Genomic DNA, 23,295 nt, shown 5'->3' with positions numbered 1-23,295 from the left:
TAGATTTCGGGCTCGAAATTCTGCAATCATCAAAGGAATGAACCCATAGCTCGCAGACCCCACAACGCGCCGCCGCAGAGAGATACCGGACCGCGCGTCAATGAAAAGATCCGTGCCCCCGAAATCCGCCTAATTGGCGCAGAAGGTGAAAACGTCGGGGTGGTTCATCCCGCCAAAGCCATGCAACTTGCAGCTGACGCTGGTCTCGACCTTGTCGAGATTTCGCCAAACGCGAACCCTCCGGTCTGCAAGATCATGGACTTCGGCAAGTTCAAGTACGAACAGCAAAAGCGCGAGAGCGAAGCGCGCAAGAAGCAAAAAGTCATCGAGGTGAAAGAGGTCAAGTTTCGACCCAACACCGACACCCATGACTATGACGTGAAGATGAAGAACGTCTTCAAGTTTCTGGAAAAGGGCGACAAGGTCAAAGTCACCCTGCGTTTCCGTGGCCGTGAGATGGCACACCAAAACTTGGGCCGTGAACTTCTGGAACGTGTGGCCGAAGACATCAAGGATCTGGGCAAGGTTGAAAACATGCCCAAGATGGAAGGCCGTCAGATGATCATGATGATCGGCCCCCTGCCGCAGAAATAGGATCAAGCTTGATCCAACATTCAAAGCCCCCTCCTTTGAGGGGGCTTTTTTGATTAGATTACGGCCGATATTGCCTTGCTTAACTTATCGACCAACTCATCGATCTGCGCCTCTTCGATAATAAATGGCGGGGCAAGAAGAATATGGTCGCCCAACCGCCCATCTCGGGTGCCAGACATCGGGTAACAAATCAGCCCTTCAGCAAGTGCTGCCTTCTTGATCTTTCCAGCCACCCCACTCGCAGGATCGAACGGCGTTTTCGTCTCCCGATTTGCAACAAGCTCAATGCCCCGGAACAACCCACGCCCCCGAATGTCCCCAACATTCGGATGCTGCCCCAACGCGGCCTCAAGCCCCGATTGCAGCTTCTCTCCCATGACGCCCGCCCTTGCTGGTAGATCACGCTCGCTCAATTCTCGGACAACGGCCAATGCTGCTGCTGTGGCGACCGGATGCCCGATATAGGTGTGGCCATGTTGAAAGAAACCCGAACCGTCGCGGATGGCATCGTATATTTGCGCCGTGCACATCATCGCGCCGATTGGTTGATAACCGGCTCCCAGCCCTTTGGCGATGCATAAGATATCCGGAGCAACGCCGTCATGATCGCAGGCAAACAGATGTCCCGTACGACCCATGCCGCACATCACCTCATCTAAAATCAACAGCACGCCGTAACGATCACAGATTTCGCGAATGCGCTTGAAATACCCTTCGACAGCTGGAACCGCACCCAAAGTCGCACCAACAACCGGTTCAGCTATGAAGGCCATAACCGTTTCGGGACCGAGCGTTAAAATCTCGGCCTCCAACTCATTAGCAACGAGTTGACCGTAGTCGAAACTGCTCTCACCAGCCGGTTTCTCGGCATATTCATAGCAAGGCGCGATATGCGTCATGTCGATCAGCATTGGCGCGAACTGTTCACGCCGCCATGCGTTCCCGCCGGCAGATAAAGCGCCCAGCGTGTTGCCATGATAGCTTTGACGTCGTGCGATTACGTGTCTTCGATCCGGCTGACCGATCTCAAGGAAATACTGTCGAGCCAGCTTGATCGCAGCTTCTGTTGCTTCCGACCCGCCCGAGACGAAATAGACTCGGTCCAAGTCGCCCGGAGCCCGTTCGATCAGAAAATCTGCCAGCGCTTCGGCGGGTTCCGATGTCATGAAGCCCGTGTGCGCGAAAGCGATTTGTTGGACCTGCTCTTGAACGGCTTGAATGACCTTCTGGTTGGAATGACCCAAACAGGACACAGCTGCATCCCCACAATCCAGGTAACGATTTCCGCGATCATCGATCAGGTAGCATCCGTCGCCCCCTGCGGCGATAGGCAGGTTTGCTTTCGTGTGCCGAGGAAAAACGTGACTCATTCGACTGCCCTTTCCAATTTGGCAACAAGCGCCCGTACGGACGCGGCGTTATCCTTCCACAAGTTCTCATTCTCGTCGGTCAGACTGTTTTCAAACCCAACACGAACGTCTCCGCCCTGAAGGGCAGCATATTCAAGACAGGCGTGCTCTTTCGCACCAAAGGCGCAGATCATCCAAGAGGGGCTATCCTTAGGAAACTGATCCAAATCCGTGGGGCTTGATTGCTGGCCGGATGTATAGCGTCCCAGAACAAACAGCCTTTCCAACTGCCCCTCACGTACGATCCGTTCCTTCTGCCATCGCGTCAACAGTGCCGCGTCCTCGGCGTCATATAGAATATGTTGCACTCTGATGCCCTCATCTGCGCACAAACCATAGACCCGATCTGCCAACTCAGGCGACCGCGCTATCTCTCGCACGGAAATCGACGCCCATTCAGGGCGAACTTGTTGCAGACATTTAAACTGCGCGGATACTTCAAACACGCCTGCAGCCTCGGTCGTAATTTGAATGTCCATTTCAGGAACAGCCTGCCGAAGCTCGGCTATTGCCTCAAGGTAATGTCCTGCGTCCAACGAATGCAGCCCGTTTGTGTCGCGCACATGCAAATGCAACCCGTTCGCGCCTGCCTCAAAACAGGTGCGCGTAGTATTTACAATCTGGTCCATTAAAACAGGTAATTCCGGGTGATCCGAAGGCCCCCTTCGTGCGCCTGTTGGAGCGACCAGTATGTAAGGTCGTTTTGAATGCTCGGGTTCTAATTGCTTTTCAGTCATGGACTTTCCTTTGGGCTGTCGCCGTCATTTAATACGACAATCAATGTTTTTTACTTGTCATTTTCAAAACATTTGTTTTTTTACATTGATGGAGACCACACCAAACCAGCTCACCAACCTATTGCGTCAAGACATCCGGCAGATGCCTTCCGCACTACAAGCGGCGGCTAAGTACATTATCGACCATCCCGGAGATTTCGGCCTCGACCCAATCCGTACTAGCGCTGCCAAAATCGGTGTCAGTTCAAATGTATTGGTAAGACTGGCGCAGCGCTTAGGGTTTGACAGCTTCGAAGCATTCCGCGCCCCATTTCGCAACGCATTGGTGACAGACAGAGAGAATGATTTAGGTCAGGACTGGCTGACCTCACTGCAGACTGAAGATGCCTTTAGCATTACGCAGGCCAAACTGGCGCAGAACGAACAAAATGTCGTTGCCCGCTCTCTGCGACTGATGAAGCCTGAAAATGCGCGAAAGGCGGTCGAACACATAGCTTCGTCAAAACGCTGTTTTGTGACGGCGACGCGCGCCAGTTATGCACTTGCTTACTACTTTTCCTATGCAGGGCGTATGGCCCATCCGGGGATCCATCTGGCACCTCGCCATTTCGGATCTGCAACAGACGACTTGTTGGACGCCGATCATCAGGATTGTCTGCTCGCGATAACGGTTCACCCCTACTCCGCGGACACTATCCAATCTATGCGTTTTGCGAAACAAAAAGGCTTACGCCTGGTGTTGATCTCAGACAGCGATGTGATTGCACCGGGGGTCACGCCTGACGTCGCATTTACAGTCAGCACCCGTGCCCTACACCCATTTTCCTGCTTTGCCGGCGCCATGGCCGTACTTGAATGCCTTTTGGGTCACCTTTTCGATGCAGGAGGGGACGAAGCACGTCAACGGACGGAGGCTTACCAAAAAGCGCGCGAGGATACCGGAGCCTATTGGCAACCCTCAAAGCCTCCGAAACTGCGTCGCAGTTAAGACACAGGAAAATAAAGCCCCGACACGTGGTAGAGGCTTTATTAGCTATTGTTCAAACGCAGGCTTCAACCGCCCTTTTAGTCATCACCCCGACAAGATGCGCGCGATATTCCTTGCTGCCGTGCAAGTCGGAAATCATGTTGGCCGGATTGATCCGCAATCCCATCAGCGCGTCCGCTCGGAACTCTTTGTTCAGAGCTTCCTCGGCCTCAGACCAACGAAAAACACCATCCTCACTAGCACCGGTGACCGCGACACGCACACCATCTGCGAAACGCGCCAAAAAGACACCAACCAACGCGAACCGAGACGCAGGTTGCAGGAACTTTTGATAGCTAGCCGCTTGTGGCACTGGGAAACGGACCGAAGTGATGATTTCCCCTTCATCCAGTGCCGTACTGAACATGCCGTCGAAAAAGTCATCTGCCGCGATCTGACGGGTGTTGGTGATTACAGTCGCACCTGACCCCAAAACGCCTGCCGGATAGCAGGCCGCAGGATCATTGTTGGCAATCGACCCGCCAAGCGTGCCCCGATTTCGCACCGCCGGATCACCGATCTGACCAGCTAAGGCCGCCAAAGCGGGATAGCTTCCCGACGCGTCGGAGGCCACGTTTGCATGGGTTGTAGCAGCACCGACGGAAACAGACCCATCGTCGTTGACACAAACCCCCTTCATCTCGGCAATCCCGCTCAGCGACACCAAGGTGGAAGGTGCCGCCAAACGTTGTTTGAGCGTGGGTATCAACGTTTGCCCGCCGCCCAATGCCTGCGCATCTTCCGAACCCAACGCGGCAACAGCATCAGCGATGGTCGAGGGTTTCTCAAACTCGAAATTGTACATTTCGTCTTCCTTTCCGAAAGGCGCGGAACCGCCTTTCATCTGGCTATAAATATCCCGGGGAGCGCGAGGGGCTGGCCCCTCGCACCCCAACCTCTCAGCTATTCATCGCTGCCCAGACACGCGACGGGCTCATCGGCATGTCGATGTGATCGACCGCCTTACCACCCGAATTCAGCGCATCCAGCACCGCGTTGACCACCGCAGGTGGTGAACCGATTGCGCCAGCCTCACCACAGCCTTTCACGCCCAACGGGTTGTGCGTGCACGGCGTTTGGCTGGAATGGTCGACCCCATAGAACGGCACATCATCCGCGCGTGGCATGGCGTAATCCATGAAAGAGCCACTCAGCAGCTGACCATTCTCGTCATAGGCGCAGTTTTCAAGCAGCGCCTGACCGATGCCCTGACCGATTCCACCATGGACCTGACCATCTACAATCATCGGGTTGATGATGTTGCCAAAATCATCAGCGGCGGTGAACGCCTCAATAGTGACCTGACCGGTCTCGGGATCAACTTCGACCTCACAGGCATAGGCACCTGCCGGGAAAGTGAAGTTGGCCGGGTCGTAAAACGCGGTTTCCTCCAGCCCCGGCTCGACCTCCAGCGGATAGTTGTGCGGGACATAAGCCGTGAGAGTAACATCCCCCCAAGCTACCGACTTGTCGGTGCCCGCTACGCTGAACTGACCGTCCTTCAGCTCGATATCCGCCTCAGACGCCTCAAGCAGGTGCGCCGCAATGCGTTTGGCTTTTTCGATCACCTTCTCGGTCGCCTTGACCATCGCGGATCCGCAGACTGCCAACGAACGCGAGCCATAGGTGCCCATGCCAAACGGGATCTTCGAGGTATCGCCATGCACGATCTCGACCATCGACTCGTCAATCCCGATCATATCGGCTACCACTTGCGGGAAAGCTGTCTCATGCCCCTGCCCGTGGCTATGCGCGCCAACCATGACGCTAATCGAACCGGTGGCGTTCACCCTCACAGTCGCAGCATCATAAAGACCCGCACGGGCCCCCAGCATGCCGACGATGTTCGAAGGTGCAATTCCGCAAGCTTCGATATAGCAGTTGATGCCCAGACCGCGCAGCTTGCCGTTTGCCTCACTGGCCGAACGACGCGCGGCAAAGCCCGCAAGGTCAGCAGCGGCCTCCAGCTTATCCATCGTTCCATGGTAATCCCCGGTGTCATAGGTCAGCGCCACCGGCGTGTCATAAGGGAACTGGGTGACAAAGTTCTGACGACGCAAGGCAATCGGATCGACGCCCAATTCGCGTGCAGCCTTGTCCACGACACGCTCCAACTGGAACGTCGCCTCGGGCCGACCCGCGCCGCGATAGGCATCCACCGGCACCGTGTTGGTGAACATCGCTTTCACATTCACTTGAATGACCGGCGTTTTGTAGTTGCCCGCCATCAACGTACCATGCAGCCAGGTCGGCACAGAGCTGGAGAATGTCGATAGGTACGCGCCCAGATTGGCATAGGTGTTGGTGCGCAAGCCAATGAAGTTATTGTCCGCGTCCAGCGCCAGTTCGATCTTGCTGACATGGTCCCGGCCATGGGCATCTGACATGAACGCCTCGGTTCGGCTGGACGACCATTTAACCGGACGGCCACAAGCCTTGGCGGCAAAAGTGCAAAACGCCTCTTCTGCATAGTGAAAAATCTTGGTGCCAAAGCCTCCGCCTACGTCAGGGGCGACCACACGGACTTTATGCTCGGGCAGGCCCAGCACAAACGCGCACATCAACAGCCTGATCACATGCGGGTTTTGCGACGTCGTGTAGAGCGTGTATTCCTCAGTCGCGCGGGCGTATTCAGCTACGGCAACGCGTGGCTCCATCGGATTAGCGACCAAACGATTGTTCACTAGGTCCAAGGTGGTCACGTGCGCCGCATTGGCAAAGACCTCGTCAACCTTGGCGTCGTCCGCTTCCCCCAGTTGCCAGTCATAGCAGATGTTGTTCTTCAGATCGTTGTGAACCAGTGTTGAGCCATCCTGCGCGGCGGCTTTCATGTCCATGACCGCAGGCAGTTCCTCGATATCGACATCGATGGCCTCGGCCGCATCGCGGGCCTGCTCAAGGCTATCAGCAACAACAGCTGCGATCGGATCGCCCACATGACGAACCTTGCCTTGCGCCAAAATCGGGTGCGGCGGTTCCTGCATCGGCGCGCCGTGCTTGTCAGTAACCTCCCAACCGCAGGGCATACCGCCCACGCCTTCGAAGTCTTTACCGGTGAATATTTTGACCACTCCGGGCATGCCTTCGGCTGCCGATGTGTCTACGGATTTGATCCGCCCATGTGCGATGTCGGACCGCAAAAAATGTACATAGGCCTGACCATGAACGTTGATGTCGTCGGTGTAATTGCCCGCTCCGGTCAGAAAGCGCACGTCCTCGCGCCGCTTGGAACTGGCTCCGATGCCACTGTCTTTGGGCATTGCTTGTTCTCCTCCCATAAACGAATGCAAGCGCATCCGGTGTCATCCCACGGGCGTCTCCTCTTGCGCCCGCAGTGGCATCATTCGGCAGCGATGCTGCTGACGTCCTGACCTGATGCGGCCATGATCGCCTTGACGATGTTGTGATATCCGGTGCAGCGGCACAGGTTGCCTTCAAGGTACTTACGGATTTCAGCCTCTGTCGGACGCGGATTGTCCTTCAGCAGCGCCGCTGCGCTCATCACCATGCCCGGCGTGCAGAAGCCGCATTGCAAGCCGTGGTGATCCTGAAACGCCTGCTGTATCGTGTTCAACGAGCCGTCCGGATTGGCTTGACCTTCGATGGTGCCCACGTCGGCCCCGTTGGCCTCAAGCGCCAGCATGTTGCAGGATTTGACTGCCTCACCGTTCACATGAACAACACACGCGCCACATTGCGCGGTATCGCATCCCACATGTGTGCCGGTCAGGTGCAGATGGTCGCGCAGAAAGCTGGACAGCAATGTCCGGCCCTCGACATCACCGCTCACGGATTTTCCGTTCACGGTCATTGAGACCTGTGTCATAAACTCCTCCCAAAATGAAATTCTCCCTGAGCAGAGTTAAACACGGGAAATTTTGTTTGAGAACAAAAATATTTAGCGAGCTAAACGCCAGGTCAATTGGTTAACAGCTAAATGTATAGCGTTATCTCACAAAGGCAATTTATCGACGCGAGGCCCGAGGCTGCGGACGCGTCGGGATTTCTTTTAGCAACCCACCGACCCCCATCCCGGCAATATCCGCGCCGTTTGTGTCGATACCGCAAGCGACGCGCGACAAAACCCAATCGGCACCGTTCAACGCCGGAGATCGTGCACATCCTGGCAGACCTATCACCGGTCGCTGCCCGAGCGAACCCAGGAACAACAAATTCCCCGGATCGACCGGCATCCCAAACCGATCCACCTGCCCCCCTGCCTCGCGCACTGCTTCGGGTGCTACATCCGAAACGTCGGATGTGGCTGAACCAGTCAGAATCATCAACACTTCACCCTGCATTTCAGAAAGCGTCTTAGAAAGCGCATCCGTCTGATGCGGCACGATGCGTATGTCGCTCATTTCCATACCCAGCGCTTTAACGCGTCCTTCGATCGCTGCGATGCCTTTTTCATTCGGAGGGCCGCCGGGAATATCAGTCACGACAAGCCCAGCTTTTTGATAAACAGGCGCAGCGAGGTGAATAGCGCCCTGTGCGAGGCGAGATGCTTCTTCTACATCGTTACCTGGCACGGCATAGGAAATAACTTTAATTGTCGCGACCATACCTCCGTTGCCCATCTGCTGATGTTTCGGCACAGTGGCGACGGTGATCATCGGGTTTACCTGATTGAAGGCCTCAAGCGCGGGAACATTCAGAACCGCGACACCCGGACCGTCAGCGAGCAAGTTAACGCGACCGGTAAAAGGTTGCGTCACTCTTAGATTTGCGGCTGCAGGATTTGGCACCAGAGCTTCAGCCAACATACCTGCCGCTTTGTCTTCGTGGCAATCTCCCGGCTCCAATTGGGCAACCGTGACGGAACTGTATCCGGCCGAAGTTAGTTGCCTCTGATGCTCGGATGTTAGCACTAGTCCTTTTCGCAGCTTGGTATCGCCGGCCTGCACAGAATGGGCAAGAATGGCTCCAGCGGCCTGATCAACAGGGACAGGACCAAATTTCACGCTTTGCCTCGCAATACAGCTGTCATCTGAGCTAAAATGGCCACGGCTATTTCAGAAGGGTCAGCGGCACCTATATCCAGCCCGATGGGGCCATGAATACGCGCAATTTGAGCGTCCGTAAAACCAGCCGCTTTCATTCGCTCGACCCGTTTGGCATGGGTACGTGTGGACCCAAGTGCACCTATGTAAAAAACACCAGCTTTCAAAGCGGACTCCAGTGCAGGATCGTCCAGCTTGGGGTCATGCGTTAGAAGAACAACCGCCGTACGCGTGTCCATTCCCAGTTTGGCGACAGCTTCGTCCGGCCAATCGGTCAGGATTGACTCACCCGGAAAGCGCGCGCTTGAGGCGAAGGCCTCGCGGGGATCAACGATGGCAGGGTCATACCCTGCAATCCTTGCCATTGGAACCAGAGCCTGCGCGATATGGACCGCACCAACGACAATCAGCCTAAGCGGAGGATTATGAACCGCAACAAAGGTTTGGCCATCTTCCTCGAACCCCGAACGGTCCATACGCAAACGGTCGGAATAGGCGTTGCGGCGCAGGGCCCTATGACCAGTTTCAATGTTCACCTCGTACGCAACAGGCTCACGCCGCGCCCGGGCTTTGACAAGTTCGCTGAGCATCGATTCCGGCAGAACATTCCCAACCGGCTCGACGAGGACACGAATGGTTCCGCCACATGCCAAGCCCACAGCAAAGGCGTCTTCGTCGCTGACGCCAAATTCCAGCAGTCGTGCTTCGCCTTCGTCGATTGCTTCTAGCGCTTCGACCACAACTGCTCCTTCGACACACCCACCCGAGACCGAGCCTTCGATCCGACCGTCTCCGCCAATGACCAACTGCGCACCAACACGACGCGGAGCGCTGCCCCAAGTTTCAACGACGGTGGCCAAAGCTGTCGGGCTACCGTTTCGATACCAGCGCAAGGCCGTTTCGGGGCTGTTGTCGAATCTGTCCATGGAACCCTCCGGCGTGTTCTGATCCAACATAGGCAGGTTTGCCGGGATGAAAAGGAACGGGGTGCACAGACCGCTCAAGCAAATTTGAAAAATTTACGCTCTCGGCACAATTTAGCCCGGATTATCGATGTACTAGCAAAGGATTGATTGTCGTCAGACCTGATTCTAGCCTACACGCGCACTTGCTGCATTCCAGCATGCGCATATGATTTTTTTACATGGGAGACAGACACTTGAAACGCATTTTTACACTTGCAACGGCAGTTGGCCTGCTGGCTTCGACAGCGGTCAGCGCAGACAGTTTCCTGCGTTATGGTGAAGTGGAAGGCTGGAAGGTCTTCATAGACCAGGATAAGAAATCGTGCCTGATTGAAGCTGTGGATGACGCCGAAAACGTGGTTCAGATGGGCCTGACCGAAGACCGCGCGGTCGGCTATGTGGGTGTTTTCACCAAAGCCAAGACAGACATCAAACGCGGCGAAAAAGAAGCTGTAGCGATCCTGTTGGGCGATAACATATACGTCGGCGAAGCCACTGGTATGCGCGGCAACATCACAAAAGGCTACTCAGGCGGTTATGTTCTGTCCGATGACCCCCAGTTCGCGGAAGATATCGCAAAACAGAAGGTTATGGTCGTGTTCCCTGAAAAGGAATTCGCCTTCACTGTCGATCTTACCGGCACTTACAAGGCCATGGAAATGGCTCGAAAATGTAACGAAGAGCAGTTGAGCTAAGCGTCAACTTGAAAGCGCGGACATCAGCCGCGCTTTCTCGCCCACGTCGTCTGGTTTCGAGATGACGGCGGCTAACTCCTCCAATGATGCGATCGAGTGCCCTGCGCGGAAGCTATCGACATGAGGCAGCATAGCTGCAACGCCCTGCGCCTTGGGCGCAAACCCATCCCAGCGCAGCAGCGGATTTAGCCAAATCAGGCGACGCGTAGACAGATGCAATCTCTCCATCTCTTTCGCAAGTGCATCGGGATCGCCTCGGTCTAGTCCGTCCGTGATAAGCAGCACCACCGACCCCTGCCCCATGACACGCCGCGACCAATCTCGGTTAAAGACGTGCAGGCATTCTCCGATCCTTGTGCCCCCCTCCCAATCCTGAGCCTCAGCCCCTGCGGCACTAAGTGCCGCGTCCACGTCACGTTGCTGCAGATGGCGGGTGATATTGGTCAGCCTCGTTCCAAAAGTGAACGCATGAACTTTGGCCCACCCCAACCCCTTCGCATTCGAGACTGTGTGCAGAAAGTGTAAAACAATTCTGCTGTACTGGCTCATCGATCCTGAGATATCGCAAAGCACCACAAGATTTGGCCAACGTGGTTTGGGCTTGAGGCGCGCGATATCACGCAGTTCTCCGCCTTGGCGCATTGCTGCACGCAAAGTCCGGGCACGATCGATCCTGTGACTTAAATGACTGGCTTGGCCGCGTCGGGACTCGATGGGTTTTACAGGCAAGGATAATCGCGACAGCATTCGTTTGGCTTGGGCGACCTCGGACGTGCTCATTTGTTCAAAGTCCAGACTGCGCAACCTTTCTTCGGAAGACGCGGTTTGCGAGGCATCAATCTCAAGCTCGGTCTCATCTTCCTGTTCTGCAACCTTGGGTAGATCGCGTTCAATCCCGTCCAACAAAGCCTCAGCCGCGCGTTTTTCGGCTGCGTCAGCTTTGCGTTCCTCCTGAACACCGCGAATGGCGGGCAACATCATGGACATCATATGTTCTAGGTATCGCGGGTCGCGCCAATACAGACGAAAGACCTGAGTAAACACCGTGCGATGTTCTGGTCGGCTCACAAAACAGGCATGCAAAGTCCAGTAGAAATCCTGCTTTTCAGTAAAGCCTGCGGCTTGAACGGCACGGATTGCGTCAACAACGCGTCCCGTTCCGATCGGAAGCCCGGCCTTGCGCAATGCGCGCGCAAAATGTGTGATGTTCTGCGCTAATTTCGGGTCATCTGGGATATGCAGCGGGAGTTGTTCCGCCATCAGGCTGGCTCCAGATCGGCCTTTACATCATCCAGAATCCGCTTTGCTTCGGACCCCTGCAGTTTCTGAATGTCGTCCTGGTATTTCAGGATTGCGCCCAGAGTGTCGCCGATAACTTCGGGGCTGAGGTTGATGACGTCCAGTGCCAGCAGGCACTTGGCCCAGTCAATGGTTTCGGCCACGCCGGGTTTCTTGAACAAATCCTCGGTTCGCAGACGTTGAACAAAGGCAACCACTTCACGGCTAAGCGCCTCGGCGGCTTCGGGCGCGCGAGCGTGAAGAATTTCAATTTCACGGTCGAAATCAGGATAGTCGACCCAGTGATACAGGCAACGGCGCTTTAACGCGTCGTGTACTTCGCGCGTGCGGTTCGAGGTGACAATGACGATTGGTGGTTCGGGCGCTTTAACCGTGCCCAATTCTGGTATGGTAACCTGAAAATCGCTGAGAGCTTCCAGCAGAAAAGCCTCAAACGGTTCATCGGTGCGGTCCAATTCATCAATCAACAGAACAGGTGCTCCGTTTTCATCTGGACGCATAGCTTGCAGAAGTGGGCGTTCGACTAGGTATTCGTCCGAGAACAATTCATTCTGCAAGGCGTTGCGGTCCGCTCCTCCGGCTGCTTCGGCAGTACGGATTGCAACCATCTGAGCAGGAAAATTCCACTCATAAACCGCCGAGGACGCGTCCAGCCCCTCATAGCACTGCAACCGGATCAAGCGTCGGTTCAGCCCCAAGGCTAGGGCCTTGGCGATTTCGGTTTTACCGACTCCTGCTTCACCTTCCAGAAACAAAGGGCGACCAAGTTTCAATGACAAGAAGACCACGGTGGCCAGCGCCCGTCCGCAAACATAACCTTGCGCGCCCAGCATTTTCTGAACGGCATCAATGGTGTCCGGCTGTGTCATATGCAATTCTCTCCCTTGGCCCAACAGGTCACGGTGGCGGGCGCGCGTCAAGACCGCCGTATATTCGTGACTTACGGTGATCCGGGGAATTGACAAGGTCTTTCCCACGCGCGGCCCGTGTGCTAGCGGATGCGCCATGACCGATAGCATTACGATCCGCCGCCCCGACGACTGGCACCTGCACCTGCGCGATGGCGCAATGTTGCAAGCCGTCCTGCCCGAAACCGCGCGCCATTTTGCCCGCGCGATTATCATGCCGAACTTAGTGCCGCCCGTTGTTCGCAGTGATCAAGCCGCCGCCTATCGTGACCGCATAATGTCTGCCTTGCCAGAGGGCATGACGTTCGAGCCGCTCATGACCCTTTATCTGACCGAAGATACCGACGCCGAGGATGTCGCCGCTGCTCATGCAAGCGGCTTGGTCAAAGCGGTAAAACTCTATCCCGCAGGTGCGACTACAAATTCACATTCGGGCGTGAAGAATTTCGACAACGTACGCCCGGTTCTGGAGAAAATGGCCGAGATCGGTCTGCCCCTTTGCGTCCATGGTGAGGTCACCGATCCCGAGATCGACATTTTCGACCGTGAGGCCGTTTTCATCGATCGCGTTCTGGATCCGATCAGACGCGCCAACCCAGGCCTGCGCGTGGTGATGGAGCACATCACGACCAAAGACGGCGTGGATTATGTGAAATCCAACGATGCCGACTTGGGCGCGACGATTACCGCCCATCACTTGATCATCAATCGGAACCACATTTTGGTCGGTGGTATCAAACCGCATTACTATTGTCTGCCGGTCGCCAAACGCGAAGAGCACCGCTTGGAATTGCTAAAGGCTGCCACCTCTGGCGATGCACGTTTTTTCCTGGGCACCGACAGCGCGCCGCACACTGACGACAACAAAGAAATGGCCTGTGGCTGCGCCGGTTGTTTTACGGCGACAAACACAATGTCACTGGTGGCTGAGATGTTTGAGCGAGAAGGCGCTTTGGACAAGCTTGAGGGCTTTGTTTCGTTGAACGGACCTGCGTTCTATCGTCTTCCTGTCAACGAAGAGACGATCACCCTAACCAAAGGCGAACCGGTGCAATACCCCAGTAAAATCGAAAGCGACGATGGCCCTGTAACCGTGTTCGAGCCTGGCTTCCCGTTGCACTGGCGCGTGGTTTAACCCCCAAGCTTTTCAGCCAGATAGCGGGCGCGTCCTCCGGTGCGTAGCATCGACCAAATCGCGTCCGCCTCGTCCTTGCCAATCAGCTTGGTGGCCTTCCCGCGCACGCGGTCTTCTCGGTCTGACAATGACATCGGAGCCAGCAGATCGTGTGTTGCCTCAAGCCGAGCGCCATCCCTGCGCATTAGGGTCAAATGCGCCTGCGTTTCGGTCAGAGTATCATCCGCTTCAACTGAAACACGGTCTCGCAGCGACTTCAAACGTGGATCGGTACAGACCTTTTCCGAGTAGCTGCCGGGCAGCGCCGTATCGTACCCAAGCGCTTGCATGGCAATTACAGTGCGATAGGAAAACTTAGCGCCTAGCCCAGTTTCGGGAGACATTTGGTTACACACACTCATCCAGCGCGGATGGGTTTTCACTTTGATTTCGGCCACTTCGGGTTCAGCAACATCCAGATCACGCGCGGCCTCTAACGCGGCATGCAGCCCATGGCAGCAGGCGTGGAATTTGTGGCTTACGTTCTCAAACAGCCATTCAGCGCCTAAACCATCCAGCGCACTTGTCGCGTCGGCTTCTCCATTATGTGTTGCGCCGAACCCGCACGATCCCTCCAGCGCATCTACTTTGGGTTCAAACCCTTTGGCGATCAGTAATGCTGTTTCAACCCCAGCAGACGCAGCAAGCCCCGCGTTATATGGTTTTCCCATTGTGCCAAACTGCGCCTTGAGCCCCGCCGCGCGGGTTGCAGTCAAACCCAAGACTTTCTGCATCTGGTCCGCGTCGAATCCCAGAATACGACCCGCTGCTACCGCTGCGCCAAACGCGCCAGACGTGGCGGTCTGATGAAACCCGGATTGGTAATGGTCGCGACCCAACCACAACCCTACGCGGATCGAAACCTCCATACCTACAAGAGCCGCTTCTAGAAAATCGACCAAGATACGATCATCCCATTCGCTCAGCGCCAAGGCAGCTGGCAGAACTGCGACCGAAGGATGCCCGATATGCGCAAAATGCGTATCATCGTAGTCCAGAGCATGGGAAACCGTGCCGTTGACCAAAGCCGCCCCTCGTAGAGGCGCAGTGCCACCGCCAAACAGATGCGCCTGCGCGGCACCTTGCTCACCCAAAACAAGGTCACGAACAGCTATTGAAACAGGCTCAGCACCCCCTGCCCGCCCGACCGCAATCCAGTCCAGTGCTGACAGTGAAGTAACGACTCGCGTCTGCATAGTCGTTTCAATGGTTCCTGACGCGAACCCGGCTAGGGATTTGGAAAATTCACTCATGGGCGCAGTCTAACGCCCGGCAATCGCGGGTAAAGAGCTAGCCGTACAAATCCTTGGCGCGGGTCTCAAAGGCCTGAACAATCCTGTGCATGGCCTCATTGAAAACAACGCCAATGATGCCCTGCAGGATGGCGTTCTTGAATTCGAAATCAACGTGGAATGACACATTACACCCACTTTCATCCGCATCCTCAAACTGCCAATCCGATTTCATGTATTTGAACGGACCGTCCAAATATTCGGTATCAATCTTCATCTGGTCTGGGAACAGCGTTACCCGGCTGCCAAAACGCTCGCGGAACACCTTAAAGGAAATGACGAGGTCTGCCTCCATCACCTGAGCCTCACCCGCGGCATAGGTTCGACGGATACGAGCAGCAGCGCACCACGGCAAAAACTCGGGGTACTTGGCCACATCCGCGATCAGATCGTACATCTGCTGAGCCGTATACGGCAGGTGGCGGGTTTCCGAATGAGTAGGCATGGCGTCCGGTATTTGCAGGTGACAATGGCGCGTCATGTCGTATGTTGCGCGCCAAAGATCAAGGGGGCAGCGATGAGCGACCGTGCATATGTGATAGATGAGATGATCTCGGCCAAGGCCATTGCCGCACGAATTGAAGAACTTTGCCGCGAGATCACCGCTGAATTCGCCAACACCGACAAGCTGGTCGTCGTCGGGCTGCTGCGCGGCAGTTTCGTCTTCATCGCCGATCTGGTGCGTGAATTGGACCTGCCCATCGAAGTTGATTTCCTTGAAGCGTCCTCTTACGGCGACTCGATGGAAAGCAGCCGGGAAGTTCGTATTCTCAAGGACTTGCGTGGTGCTATTGAAGGGCGCGACGTTCTGGTTGTCGAGGATATCGTCGATACCGGTCACACGCTGAACCACGTCACTAAGCTACTGCGCAGCCGCAAACCCGCGCGTCTAAAATCCATCGCTTTGTTGGATAAACCCAGTCGGCGCGAGGTTGATTTCCGGTCTGACTGGATCGGGTTCGAGATTCCGGATGAATTTGTCGTGGGTTACGGAATCGACTACGCTCAACGCAATCGCAACCTGCCTTTCATCGGCAAGGTCCGCTTTACTGAGGATTGATCGGACCTAGAACTTGCTGAATCGCTTCCAGGAAAACCTTAGTTCCAATCGGGATTAACGCATCTGGAAAGTCGTAGTCCGGATTGTGAAGTTGCGGATGGTTTGTACCTGATCCCAACCAGAACATTCCGGCTTTGGCACCCTTGGAAAACTGACCAAAATCTTCTGAGAATTTTTGTGGAGTCGACGTCGTCTTACAAGGCACACCCGCCTGAGCGCAGGATCGGGTCAAGATTTCAACGGCCTCAGGCGCATTTTCACAGGCCAGAAAAATGTCGTCATAAGCGATCTTGAACCCTAAGCCTTGATCTGAAGCGACCTGCGCAACCAAAGCCTCGGCGTCCTCCATCAAGCTTTGCATACGAGCATCTGCAACTGTCCTCAGCGTGACCCACAGCTCGGCCCGACCAGGAGCCACACCAAATGTTGGCTCACCCAGGTTGGCATGCGTGACGGTGGTCAACGCGAAATCTGCGTCCAAAGATTCAACTTCTGCCAAGGCGCTCAGTTTTGGCATCAATGACACCAACGCGTCTGCTGGCGATACACCGTCCTGTGGAGCTGACGCGTGAGAAGTCTTTCCCAAAAGTACAATTTTCATTCCGCGCGAGGCACAATTGGCAGCACCCACGCACAATTCAACATCCCCCAACGCCATCCCCGGCAGATTGTGCAACGAAAACACATAGTCCGGCGCTATTTGGGTAAATTTTGGGTCTGCCCGATAGGCAATAGCACCCTGTCCTGTTTCCTCGGCCGGTTGGAAAATCAGCACCACGCGACCAAATTGCGGTCGGCTGTTTTCCAAATGATCTGCCACGCCCAAAACCATAGCCATATGGCCATCGTGACCGCACAGATGACCCTTACCCTCTATCCGAGATTTATAAGCGACATTAGAAGTTTCCTGTATTGGTAAACCATCCAATTCGCATCGAATAGCGACGGTTGGACCAGCCTTACCGCTATCATAAATTCCGGCAACGCCATAGCCACCTATGTCAGTCAAAACATGAGTGGCTCCACTCGCTTGCAGTTCGTCCGCTACGCGCGCCGCCGTCGCCTGCTCCTGACCAGAAAGCTCTGGGAACTGATGCAGTTCGTGGCGCAGGCGGGTGAGCCGCGCGATTGCGTCGGGGGTCACCCTTGCTCCAACTTTTTCTGACGAGCATCGCGTAAACGGGCAAAGTCGTCACCGGCGTGATAGGACGACCGGGTTAAAGGCGTTGCAGAGACCATCAAGAAGCCTTTGCCATAGGCAGCCTTTTCGTATGATGCGAACTCTTCGGGCGTGACAAAACGGTCAACACCGTGGTGTTTCGGTGTCGGCTGCAGATACTGGCCGATGGTCAGAAAATCAATGTCGGCGGCGCGCATGTCGTCCATGACCTGCCGAACTTGCTGTTCATGTTCTCCCAGACCCACCATGATACCAGATTTGGTGAAAATTGACGGGTCTAGTTCTTTCACTCGTTGGAGCAGCCGCAGAGAATGGAAATAACGCGCGCCGGGACGGACTTCGGGATAAAGGCCCGGAACGGTTTCAAGGTTGTGGTTGAACACGTCAGGTTTGGCCTCGACCACCGTTTCCAAAACTGACGGGTCACACTTCAGAAAGTCCGGCGTCAAAATTTCGATCGTTGTTTTCGGCGAGCGATGGCGTACTGCGCGAATGGTCTGCGCAAAATGTTCTGCACCACCGTCCTTTAAATCATCCCGGTCCACCGACGTGATAACAACATGGTTTAGACCCAGTTTCTGCACCGCATGCGCAACACGTCCGGGTTCAAACGCATCCAACTCATCCGGGCGACCGGTAGCGATGTTGCAGAAGGTACAACCACGGGTACAGATTTCACCCATGATCATCATGGTAGCGTGACCCTGGCTCCAACACTCGCCCACATTCGGGCACCCGGCTTCTTCGCAAACTGTGACGAGGTTGTTTTCGCGCATGATCTTGTGCGTTTCAGCATACCCTTTGCCGCCGGGCGCTTTTACGCGAATCCACTTCGGCTTTTTCGGTTGCGCATTGTCCTGACGATGCGCTTTTTCGGGATGACGTTGTTCGGGGATCTTCAGATCGCGCACGGTTGGCTTTCCTGACTTTGGGTCAATTTTGCTTACATATAATATACACTGTCGGCCTTAGCTACACCACCCGTGCATACCAGCCATAACAGCCCACCATGCATTCGCAGAAAAGAGAGCCTAAAATGAAATAAAACGTATAAAAAATATAAGGTTATATATTGAGTAGTCAAATTCGCGCTCGCGGCAGAAATTGCGTTGAAGCATTTTTAGAACTGTTTTAAATCACAAGCGTTCATAAATGAATCACAGGAACATGAATATGAAATCCGGTACCAAACTGCCTGACGTAACCTTTCACACCCGTGTCCGTGATGAGGCTGTAGAAGGCTCCAACCCGTTCCGCTGGGAAGACAAGACCACCGCAGATTACTTTGCTGGCAAACGCGTGATTCTGTTTTCGCTGCCCGGCGCTTTCACTCCGACTTGCTCGACCTACCAGTTGCCCGGATTTGAAAACGGATATGCCGAATTCAAGGAAAAAGGTATCGACGATATCTATTGCATGTCCGTCAACGACAGCTTTGTCATGAACAAGTGGGCGCAGGATCAGGGTCTGGAAAACGTAAAGGTTATTCCGGATGGCTCAGGCGAATTCACCCGCAAGATGGGTATGTTGGTCGACAAAGACAATCTGGGTTTTGGCATGCGCTCATGGCGGTATGCAGCCATCGTTGATAACGGCGTCGTTGAAGCATGGTTTGAAGAACCCGGTTTGATGGATAACTGCCCGGAAGATCCGTATGGTGTTTCCTCTCCTGAAAACCTGAAGAAACACCTGGATGAAGCTAAAGAGCCAGCGCTGGCCTAAGCTTTTAAGCAATCTAACGCAAAAGACCCGCCAGTGGCGGGTCTTTTTTAAGCGCGGGTTTCGGCAACTATACCCTCGCCGACCTGTTGAATGACCTCAGCAAGCCCATCGAACCAATCTTCGACCCCGGTTGAAACACGCCGCACCAACCCAATTGTTCTCGACGGTTGAGGCGCACTGAAACGCAGCAATTTTAGTCCCGGGACAGCATCGGATTCCGCTCGCGCCGCCAGTTCGGGCATCAGCGTTAAGCCAAAACCTTCCGCCACGAGACGGGACAGAGTAGCCAACGACGAGGCGCCCATATTGATCAACCCGCTGCTCCGATCCTGACCGCAGATTTCAAGCGCTTGGTCCGTCAAGCAATGGCCATCGTCCAGCAACATCAGCTGTGCGGTTTGAAGGTCCAAAGGTCGTAGCGCTTCTGGTGTGGACGTCATAGCCTTTAGTCGAGCGTCGCTGCCGGCCAACAAGAAACGATCCTGAAAAAGTGGCAGCTCGAATAGCTCGCTTCCACCTGCGGGTAACGCCACAACACCAGCGTCAATTTCACCAGCCCGTAGCATAGCCAACAAACGTTCAGTTCTGGCTTCACGCACTTGGACTCGCAATGACACATCCGAAGTCCTCAGTCCTGCTAACACGCCGGGCAGAAGATAAGGCGCGATCGTAGGGATGATTCCAATAGCCAAAGACCTATGCCCACCCGATCGATCACGCGCAAACTGATCCAACTGATCTGCCGCCCCAAGAACCCTACGCGCATGCTCCAGCGCGTCTCGCCCAAGTGGCGTCAAAAGAATGTCCCTTGCCTGTCGTTCGAATAGCGGGCCCCCCAGACTCTCCTCCAGTGCTTTGATCTGAACGGATAAAGCAGGCTGAGACACGTGGCACACTTGTGCGGCCCTGCCAAAATTGCGCTGTTCGGCAACAGCGTTGAAGTACTGCAGTTGTCTGAGCGTGAAATTCATAAATCTTGATTATCACTTCACCGCTTTACCGCAACTAAAACATATCACCCGATCAAACGGTTTCTCTCTGATTGATTTTCATAGTGTCGCTTCAATCGTTGCAACGCGATCCGAAGCACGATCTTGCCCGAGCGCGCCGACCACCCCATACGTTTTTCGGCAATTTCCAGCCCCTCTAGGTAGCAACAGCATCGCAACGCCACGTCGCTCAACCCTGGCCCCAGATCCGACAAAGCCTGTGCAACACGGTCACGTGCATCCGATGAGCCACGCCCACCATGTGCTTCGCAATCGAAATTGCCGCGCCCGCCTGCCGTCAAAAAATGATCCCAGTTTTGCGCGACTTGAGGACCAATTTGTGCCAACTCAAAATCCTCACGCAAGCGTTCACCCGCTGCGACTAAGGTCTCGTCCAGGAACAGTTTTCCATCTCGATCCCTCCTACGTGCCAATGCGATCAACGGGCTTTCCGCTACACTGTATCTAATACGCTTTGGGCGATCGTTTCTGTTCGCCCCACACTGCCCCTGCATCATTCGAGCCTGAAATGGTGACTGCGCTTCGGACATTCCGAACTCAGTGCGGACCCTGGCCCTGTTCTCTGCATCAGCGACCAGCTGGCTAAGCGCTGACCGGCCAGACGAAGAAATACGATATCGCGAAATACGCCCGTGACTATCGCAGGAAATCCAATCGTTCAAAGCCAGCGCTTGTGCAATCTTGCAATCCACAACTGCGGTTCTGGTTGTTGCCCCACCGCCCGCATCGCGAACCACAACCGCCTTGTCCATTTCCTCGCCAACTGCAAGCACCGCGCTCGTCTCGCATAACCGGCGCAGAACCCGCAGTGCCTCAAGATTGAACTCTTCATCCTTTGCATCTGAGGCTTCATCTTGCGACGCGGTATAACTGTTTCCTGTTTCGTTGGACGGTTCAGAAAAATGGGTCTCGGCCAGAGATTGCAGTGCAGCATCCACCAATGGATCATCCCTGCGTGTCTCAATTCGTCTAATTTGCCTGAGAATGGTCGATGCATGGCACCCGGCGGACCTTGCGATGTCGCGGATAGACTGGCCGGTCTCCGTGTGGGCAAGGTATCTTTGCGCCCCCTCAGGCACCCACGCCGGGATGGTGAAAGCCATGTTATTTTCCATATTTCCTTGACCTCGTAGACAGTTCAATCTGTTCCCAATCGCCCCCGGTATTTTGTTAACCAATTCTTACTAGAGTCGCTTTCGTTACTCGTTCGTTAACCCGCGAGGACAACGACCAGATTTGATTCAAATTGATAAACACTAATGAAGTCAGAGTTCGGAGGGAATGCGATCAAGGCAACGCCCGCTTAGGTTGTGCAACACATTCGGGGATACCACGACAATTAAGGACCCCGGGAATGCAGGATCTAATGACCGCAATAATGACTATCCGCCGCCCTCGCCTATTGGCCCGGGCCGCGAAACTTGGGGCGCAGGACTATAACAGGCAACGACATCTTCAACGCATTCTCGGCTATGGAACACTGCCCGCTACTGGGGCGGCGCTGGTTCGACTGATGGAGATGGAGCGAGACGTTAATACACAACGCATAGAAGAAGACGCAGCCTATTCGTTGGTCCGACATCTGGACCTGCTGATCGCGTTGTTGGGCGAGGCGCAGCTGCTTCAGGCCAGCTGCGCCCCGCAAAATCAATGATTAGGTGAAGGCATCCGGCATGGATGCTTTCTTTTTCTCAACATACTCTTTCAGAGCGGCGTTGATCGCAGGGTCGAGTTGCGGCTGCTGGTAATTGGCCAGTAGATGTTCGACTCGACCAGCGGCCAGTTGGCGTGTATCGCGTGCGCCTTCATCTTCCCAAGTCTCATAAGGCTTGTAGTCCAACAGGTCCGATTTCCAGAACGCTTCCTTGAAGTTCGCCTGCGTGTGCTCGCAACCCAAGTAGTGGCCGCCCGGACCAACTTCGCGAATTGCATCCATTGCCTGCGCGTTCTCGTCATAGGCTACCCCTTTGGCAAGACCGTGCAGAACGCCCAGTTGATCAGCATCCATTACGAACTTTTCAAAGTCTGCAACCAGACCACCCTCGAGCCAACCGCACGAGTGAAGCATGAAGTTCACACCAGCCATCAAACCCATGTTGAGCGAGTTTGCAGTCTCATAAGCGGCCTGCGCATCAGGCAATTTCGAACCACAGAATGAGCCCGCCGAACGGTAAGGCAAGTTCAGACGGCGCGCCAACTGTCCAGCGCCATAGGTGATGTGCGCGGCTTCAGGTGTGCCGAAGGTCGGCGCTCCCGAATTCATGTCGATCGACGTTACAAATGCGCCAAAGATCGCTGGTGCACCTGGGCGTATGATCTGGCTATACGAGATACCCGCCAAAACTTCGGCCAGAACCTGTGTAAGCGTCCCGGCCACCGAAACCGGGGCCATAGCACCGCCCACGATAAAGGGTGAGATAATACATGCCTGGTTGTTCTTCGCATAAACCTCAAGCGAGCCCATCATCACATCATCAAAGGTCATCGGCGAGTTGATGTTGGTCAGCGAAGTCATGACTGTGTTTTCCTGCACGAACTCTTTGCCGAACAGAATTTCACACATTTCCACCGAATCTTGTGCGCGGCTGGGATCGGTTACAGAACCCATGAACGGCTTATCCGAAAGCGTCATGTGCGCCATCAGCATATCCAGGTGACGTTTGTTCACTGGGACGTCGGTAGGTTCACACACAGTGCCGCCCGAGTGGTGCAGCCACTTGGACATATAAGCCAGTTTCACAAACTTGTTGAAATCGTCCATGGTCGCGTAGCGACGGCCACCATTGATGTCACGCACGAAGGGCGGGCCATAGACCGGCGCCAACACCAAGTTGCGCCCTCCAACAACGACTGATTTTTCAGGGTTGCGCGCATGCTGAGTGAACTGGCTGGGTGCAGTTTTGATAAGCTCGCGTGCCAGACCACGGGGAATACGAACCCGTTCACCGTCAACGTCAGCCCCGGCATCCTTCCAGCGCTTCAACGCTGCTGGGTTGTCAACGAAATTAGCGCCGACTTCGGCCAGAATAGTTTCCGCGTTGGTTTCAATGATTTCCAACGCTTCTTCGTTGAGAACCTCGAAATTCGGAATATTCCGCTCAATGTATTTCGCGGTTTCAATTCGAACTGCGGTACGTTCGGCCCGGCGAGCAGCGCCACCGCCACCTCTTGCTCTGCGCCGGGTGTTTGCCTCTGCCATGAGAAAATCCCGTGTGGTTGG

General features: G+C 55.0%; 23 protein-coding genes. 7 read left to right on the top strand and 16 right to left on the bottom strand.

All coding sequences use genetic code 11. From position 1 onward, the window contains the following. Positions 1-3 precede the first annotated feature (3 nt). Positions 4-594 carry a translation initiation factor IF-3 gene (gene infC, locus ACR0L3_RS05490; RefSeq protein WP_480744672.1) on the top strand — a complete coding sequence of 197 codons (591 nt, stop codon included), beginning with the start codon at positions 4-6 and terminating at the stop codon, positions 592-594. A 53-nt stretch (positions 595-647) separates the two neighbouring features. Here the strand turns inward: infC and ACR0L3_RS05485 are convergent, their stop codons facing one another. Continuing rightward, a complete protein-coding gene (locus ACR0L3_RS05485; protein WP_480744285.1) occupies positions 648-1,964 on the bottom strand; it encodes an aspartate aminotransferase family protein in 1,317 nt (438 codons plus the stop codon). Then, entirely contained in the window at positions 1,961-2,740 is a 780-nt protein-coding gene (locus tag ACR0L3_RS05480) for a beta-keto acid cleavage family enzyme (protein WP_480744284.1), read from the bottom strand. Before ACR0L3_RS05480 ends, ACR0L3_RS05485 begins: the two co-directional genes overlap by 4 nt. A gap of 142 nt (positions 2,741-2,882) precedes the next feature. Here ACR0L3_RS05480 and ACR0L3_RS05475 point away from each other — a divergent pair, with 142 nt between their 5' ends. Further along, positions 2,883-3,728, top strand: a complete 846-nt coding sequence (locus ACR0L3_RS05475) for a MurR/RpiR family transcriptional regulator (RefSeq protein WP_480744283.1) — start codon at positions 2,883-2,885, stop codon at positions 3,726-3,728. Positions 3,729-3,780: 52 nt separating this feature from the next. Here ACR0L3_RS05475 and ACR0L3_RS05470 read toward each other — a convergent pair whose 3' ends face one another. From ACR0L3_RS05470 to ACR0L3_RS05450, 5 genes are all read right to left on the bottom strand, one after another. Then, positions 3,781-4,572, bottom strand: a complete 792-nt coding sequence (locus tag ACR0L3_RS05470) for an FAD binding domain-containing protein (protein WP_480744281.1) — start codon at positions 4,570-4,572, stop codon at positions 3,781-3,783. A gap of 94 nt (positions 4,573-4,666) precedes the next feature. Further along, a complete protein-coding gene (locus tag ACR0L3_RS05465; RefSeq protein ID WP_480744279.1) occupies positions 4,667-7,027 on the bottom strand; it encodes a xanthine dehydrogenase family protein molybdopterin-binding subunit in 2,361 nt (786 codons plus the stop codon). Positions 7,028-7,107: 80 nt separating this feature from the next. Further along, positions 7,108-7,593, bottom strand: coding sequence for a (2Fe-2S)-binding protein (locus ACR0L3_RS05460; RefSeq protein WP_480744277.1), 486 nt, complete (start codon positions 7,591-7,593; stop codon positions 7,108-7,110). A gap of 139 nt (positions 7,594-7,732) precedes the next feature. Next, positions 7,733-8,731 (bottom strand): molybdopterin-binding protein, encoded by a 999-nt coding sequence (locus ACR0L3_RS05455; RefSeq protein ID WP_480744276.1) that lies wholly within the window; start codon positions 8,729-8,731, stop codon positions 7,733-7,735. Then, positions 8,728-9,696, bottom strand: a complete 969-nt coding sequence (locus ACR0L3_RS05450; protein ID WP_480744275.1) for an XdhC family protein — start codon at positions 9,694-9,696, stop codon at positions 8,728-8,730. The genes ACR0L3_RS05455 and ACR0L3_RS05450 overlap by 4 nt, the downstream gene beginning before the upstream one ends. Positions 9,697-9,929: 233 nt before the next feature. Between ACR0L3_RS05450 and ACR0L3_RS05445 the strand changes: the two genes are divergently transcribed. After that, complete coding sequence (locus tag ACR0L3_RS05445) at positions 9,930-10,430, top strand: hypothetical protein (protein WP_480744274.1); 501 nt, start codon at positions 9,930-9,932, stop codon at positions 10,428-10,430. A 3-nt stretch (positions 10,431-10,433) separates the two neighbouring features. Here ACR0L3_RS05445 and ACR0L3_RS05440 read toward each other — a convergent pair whose 3' ends face one another. Then, positions 10,434-11,690: a vWA domain-containing protein gene (locus ACR0L3_RS05440; protein WP_480744272.1), complete on the bottom strand. Its 1,257-nt coding sequence runs from the start codon at positions 11,688-11,690 to the stop codon at positions 10,434-10,436. Then, complete coding sequence (locus ACR0L3_RS05435; protein ID WP_480744270.1) at positions 11,690-12,598, bottom strand: AAA family ATPase; 909 nt, start codon at positions 12,596-12,598, stop codon at positions 11,690-11,692. Before ACR0L3_RS05435 ends, ACR0L3_RS05440 begins: the two co-directional genes overlap by 1 nt. A gap of 136 nt (positions 12,599-12,734) precedes the next feature. Here ACR0L3_RS05435 and pyrC point away from each other — a divergent pair, with 136 nt between their 5' ends. After that, positions 12,735-13,772 carry a dihydroorotase gene (gene pyrC, locus ACR0L3_RS05430; protein ID WP_480744269.1) on the top strand — a complete coding sequence of 346 codons (1,038 nt, stop codon included), beginning with the start codon at positions 12,735-12,737 and terminating at the stop codon, positions 13,770-13,772. Here the strand turns inward: pyrC and ACR0L3_RS05425 are convergent. Together ACR0L3_RS05425 and ACR0L3_RS05420 are read right to left on the bottom strand one after the other, a co-directional pair. Continuing rightward, the gene (locus tag ACR0L3_RS05425) at positions 13,769-15,064 is read right to left on the bottom strand and encodes an MmgE/PrpD family protein (protein WP_480744267.1); all 1,296 of its coding nucleotides are present in this window, start codon (positions 15,062-15,064) and stop codon (positions 13,769-13,771) included. The genes pyrC and ACR0L3_RS05425 overlap by 4 nt on opposite strands. A 37-nt stretch (positions 15,065-15,101) precedes the next feature. Continuing rightward, the gene (locus ACR0L3_RS05420; RefSeq protein ID WP_480744671.1) at positions 15,102-15,548 is read right to left on the bottom strand and encodes a type II toxin-antitoxin system RatA family toxin; all 447 of its coding nucleotides are present in this window, start codon (positions 15,546-15,548) and stop codon (positions 15,102-15,104) included. 72 nt (positions 15,549-15,620) lie between these two features. Here ACR0L3_RS05420 and hpt point away from each other — a divergent pair, with 72 nt between their 5' ends. Beyond that, positions 15,621-16,163, top strand: coding sequence for a hypoxanthine phosphoribosyltransferase (hpt, locus tag ACR0L3_RS05415; RefSeq protein WP_480744266.1), 543 nt, complete (start codon positions 15,621-15,623; stop codon positions 16,161-16,163). On the opposite strand, the gene ACR0L3_RS05410 is transcribed toward hpt, so the two are convergent. After that, the gene (locus ACR0L3_RS05410; RefSeq protein ID WP_480744265.1) at positions 16,150-17,307 is read right to left on the bottom strand and encodes an amidohydrolase; all 1,158 of its coding nucleotides are present in this window, start codon (positions 17,305-17,307) and stop codon (positions 16,150-16,152) included. The two genes, hpt and ACR0L3_RS05410, sit on opposite strands and share 14 nt — an antisense overlap. Beyond that, on the bottom strand, positions 17,304-18,254 hold the full coding sequence (gene lipA / locus ACR0L3_RS05405; protein WP_480744263.1) for a lipoyl synthase: 951 nt from the start codon (positions 18,252-18,254) through the stop codon (positions 17,304-17,306). Before lipA ends, ACR0L3_RS05410 begins: the two co-directional genes overlap by 4 nt. A 262-nt stretch (positions 18,255-18,516) precedes the next feature. Between lipA and ACR0L3_RS05400 the strand changes: the two genes are divergently transcribed. Further along, positions 18,517-19,065: a redoxin family protein gene (locus ACR0L3_RS05400; protein ID WP_480744261.1), complete on the top strand. Its 549-nt coding sequence runs from the start codon at positions 18,517-18,519 to the stop codon at positions 19,063-19,065. Positions 19,066-19,112: 47 nt separating this feature from the next. On the opposite strand, the gene ACR0L3_RS05395 is transcribed toward ACR0L3_RS05400, so the two are convergent. Both ACR0L3_RS05395 and ACR0L3_RS05390 read right to left on the bottom strand, forming a co-directional pair. Then, positions 19,113-20,036, bottom strand: coding sequence for a LysR substrate-binding domain-containing protein (locus ACR0L3_RS05395; RefSeq protein ID WP_480744259.1), 924 nt, complete (start codon positions 20,034-20,036; stop codon positions 19,113-19,115). Positions 20,037-20,080: 44 nt separating this feature from the next. Further along, positions 20,081-21,190, bottom strand: coding sequence for a DUF6456 domain-containing protein (locus ACR0L3_RS05390; RefSeq protein ID WP_480744257.1), 1,110 nt, complete (start codon positions 21,188-21,190; stop codon positions 20,081-20,083). 239 nt (positions 21,191-21,429) lie between these two features. Between ACR0L3_RS05390 and ACR0L3_RS05385 the strand changes: the two genes are divergently transcribed. Beyond that, entirely contained in the window at positions 21,430-21,729 is a 300-nt protein-coding gene (locus ACR0L3_RS05385; protein ID WP_480744255.1) for a DUF6477 family protein, read from the top strand. Here the strand turns inward: ACR0L3_RS05385 and ACR0L3_RS05380 are convergent, their stop codons facing one another. After that, positions 21,730-23,274: a trimethylamine methyltransferase family protein gene (locus ACR0L3_RS05380; RefSeq protein ID WP_480744253.1), complete on the bottom strand. Its 1,545-nt coding sequence runs from the start codon at positions 23,272-23,274 to the stop codon at positions 21,730-21,732. Positions 23,275-23,295: the final 21 nt, after the last annotated feature.

It is taken from the genome of Ruegeria sp. CK1, from assembly GCF_056536545.1.
The sequence above is the reverse complement of the archived record's forward strand: the minus strand, read 5'-3'. Positions and strand labels throughout refer to the sequence as shown.

Coding starts and splice junctions, on each gene's coding strand:
- ACR0L3_RS05485 (WP_480744285.1), bottom strand. CDS start 1,964: ATGAGTCACGTTTTTCCTCGGCACACGAAAGCAAACCTGCCTATCGCC.
- ACR0L3_RS05480 (WP_480744284.1), bottom strand. CDS start 2,740: ATGACTGAAAAGCAATTAGAACCCGAGCATTCAAAACGACCTTACATA.
- ACR0L3_RS05475 (WP_480744283.1), top strand. CDS start 2,883: ATGCCTTCCGCACTACAAGCGGCGGCTAAGTACATTATCGACCATCCC.
- ACR0L3_RS05470 (WP_480744281.1), bottom strand. CDS start 4,572: ATGTACAATTTCGAGTTTGAGAAACCCTCGACCATCGCTGATGCTGTT.
- ACR0L3_RS05465 (WP_480744279.1), bottom strand. CDS start 7,027: ATGCCCAAAGACAGTGGCATCGGAGCCAGTTCCAAGCGGCGCGAGGAC.
- ACR0L3_RS05460 (WP_480744277.1), bottom strand. CDS start 7,593: ATGACACAGGTCTCAATGACCGTGAACGGAAAATCCGTGAGCGGTGAT.
- ACR0L3_RS05450 (WP_480744275.1), bottom strand. CDS start 9,696: ATGGACAGATTCGACAACAGCCCCGAAACGGCCTTGCGCTGGTATCGA.
- ACR0L3_RS05440 (WP_480744272.1), bottom strand. CDS start 11,690: ATGGCGGAACAACTCCCGCTGCATATCCCAGATGACCCGAAATTAGCG.
- ACR0L3_RS05435 (WP_480744270.1), bottom strand. CDS start 12,598: ATGACACAGCCGGACACCATTGATGCCGTTCAGAAAATGCTGGGCGCG.
- pyrC (WP_480744269.1), top strand. CDS start 12,735: ATGACCGATAGCATTACGATCCGCCGCCCCGACGACTGGCACCTGCAC.
- ACR0L3_RS05425 (WP_480744267.1), bottom strand. CDS start 15,064: ATGAGTGAATTTTCCAAATCCCTAGCCGGGTTCGCGTCAGGAACCATT.
- ACR0L3_RS05420 (WP_480744671.1), bottom strand. CDS start 15,548: ATGCCTACTCATTCGGAAACCCGCCACCTGCCGTATACGGCTCAGCAG.
- hpt (WP_480744266.1), top strand. CDS start 15,621: ATGAGCGACCGTGCATATGTGATAGATGAGATGATCTCGGCCAAGGCC.
- ACR0L3_RS05400 (WP_480744261.1), top strand. CDS start 18,517: ATGAAATCCGGTACCAAACTGCCTGACGTAACCTTTCACACCCGTGTC.
- ACR0L3_RS05395 (WP_480744259.1), bottom strand. CDS start 20,036: ATGAATTTCACGCTCAGACAACTGCAGTACTTCAACGCTGTTGCCGAA.
- ACR0L3_RS05390 (WP_480744257.1), bottom strand. CDS start 21,190: ATGGAAAATAACATGGCTTTCACCATCCCGGCGTGGGTGCCTGAGGGG.
- ACR0L3_RS05385 (WP_480744255.1), top strand. CDS start 21,430: ATGCAGGATCTAATGACCGCAATAATGACTATCCGCCGCCCTCGCCTA.
- ACR0L3_RS05380 (WP_480744253.1), bottom strand. CDS start 23,274: ATGGCAGAGGCAAACACCCGGCGCAGAGCAAGAGGTGGCGGTGGCGCT.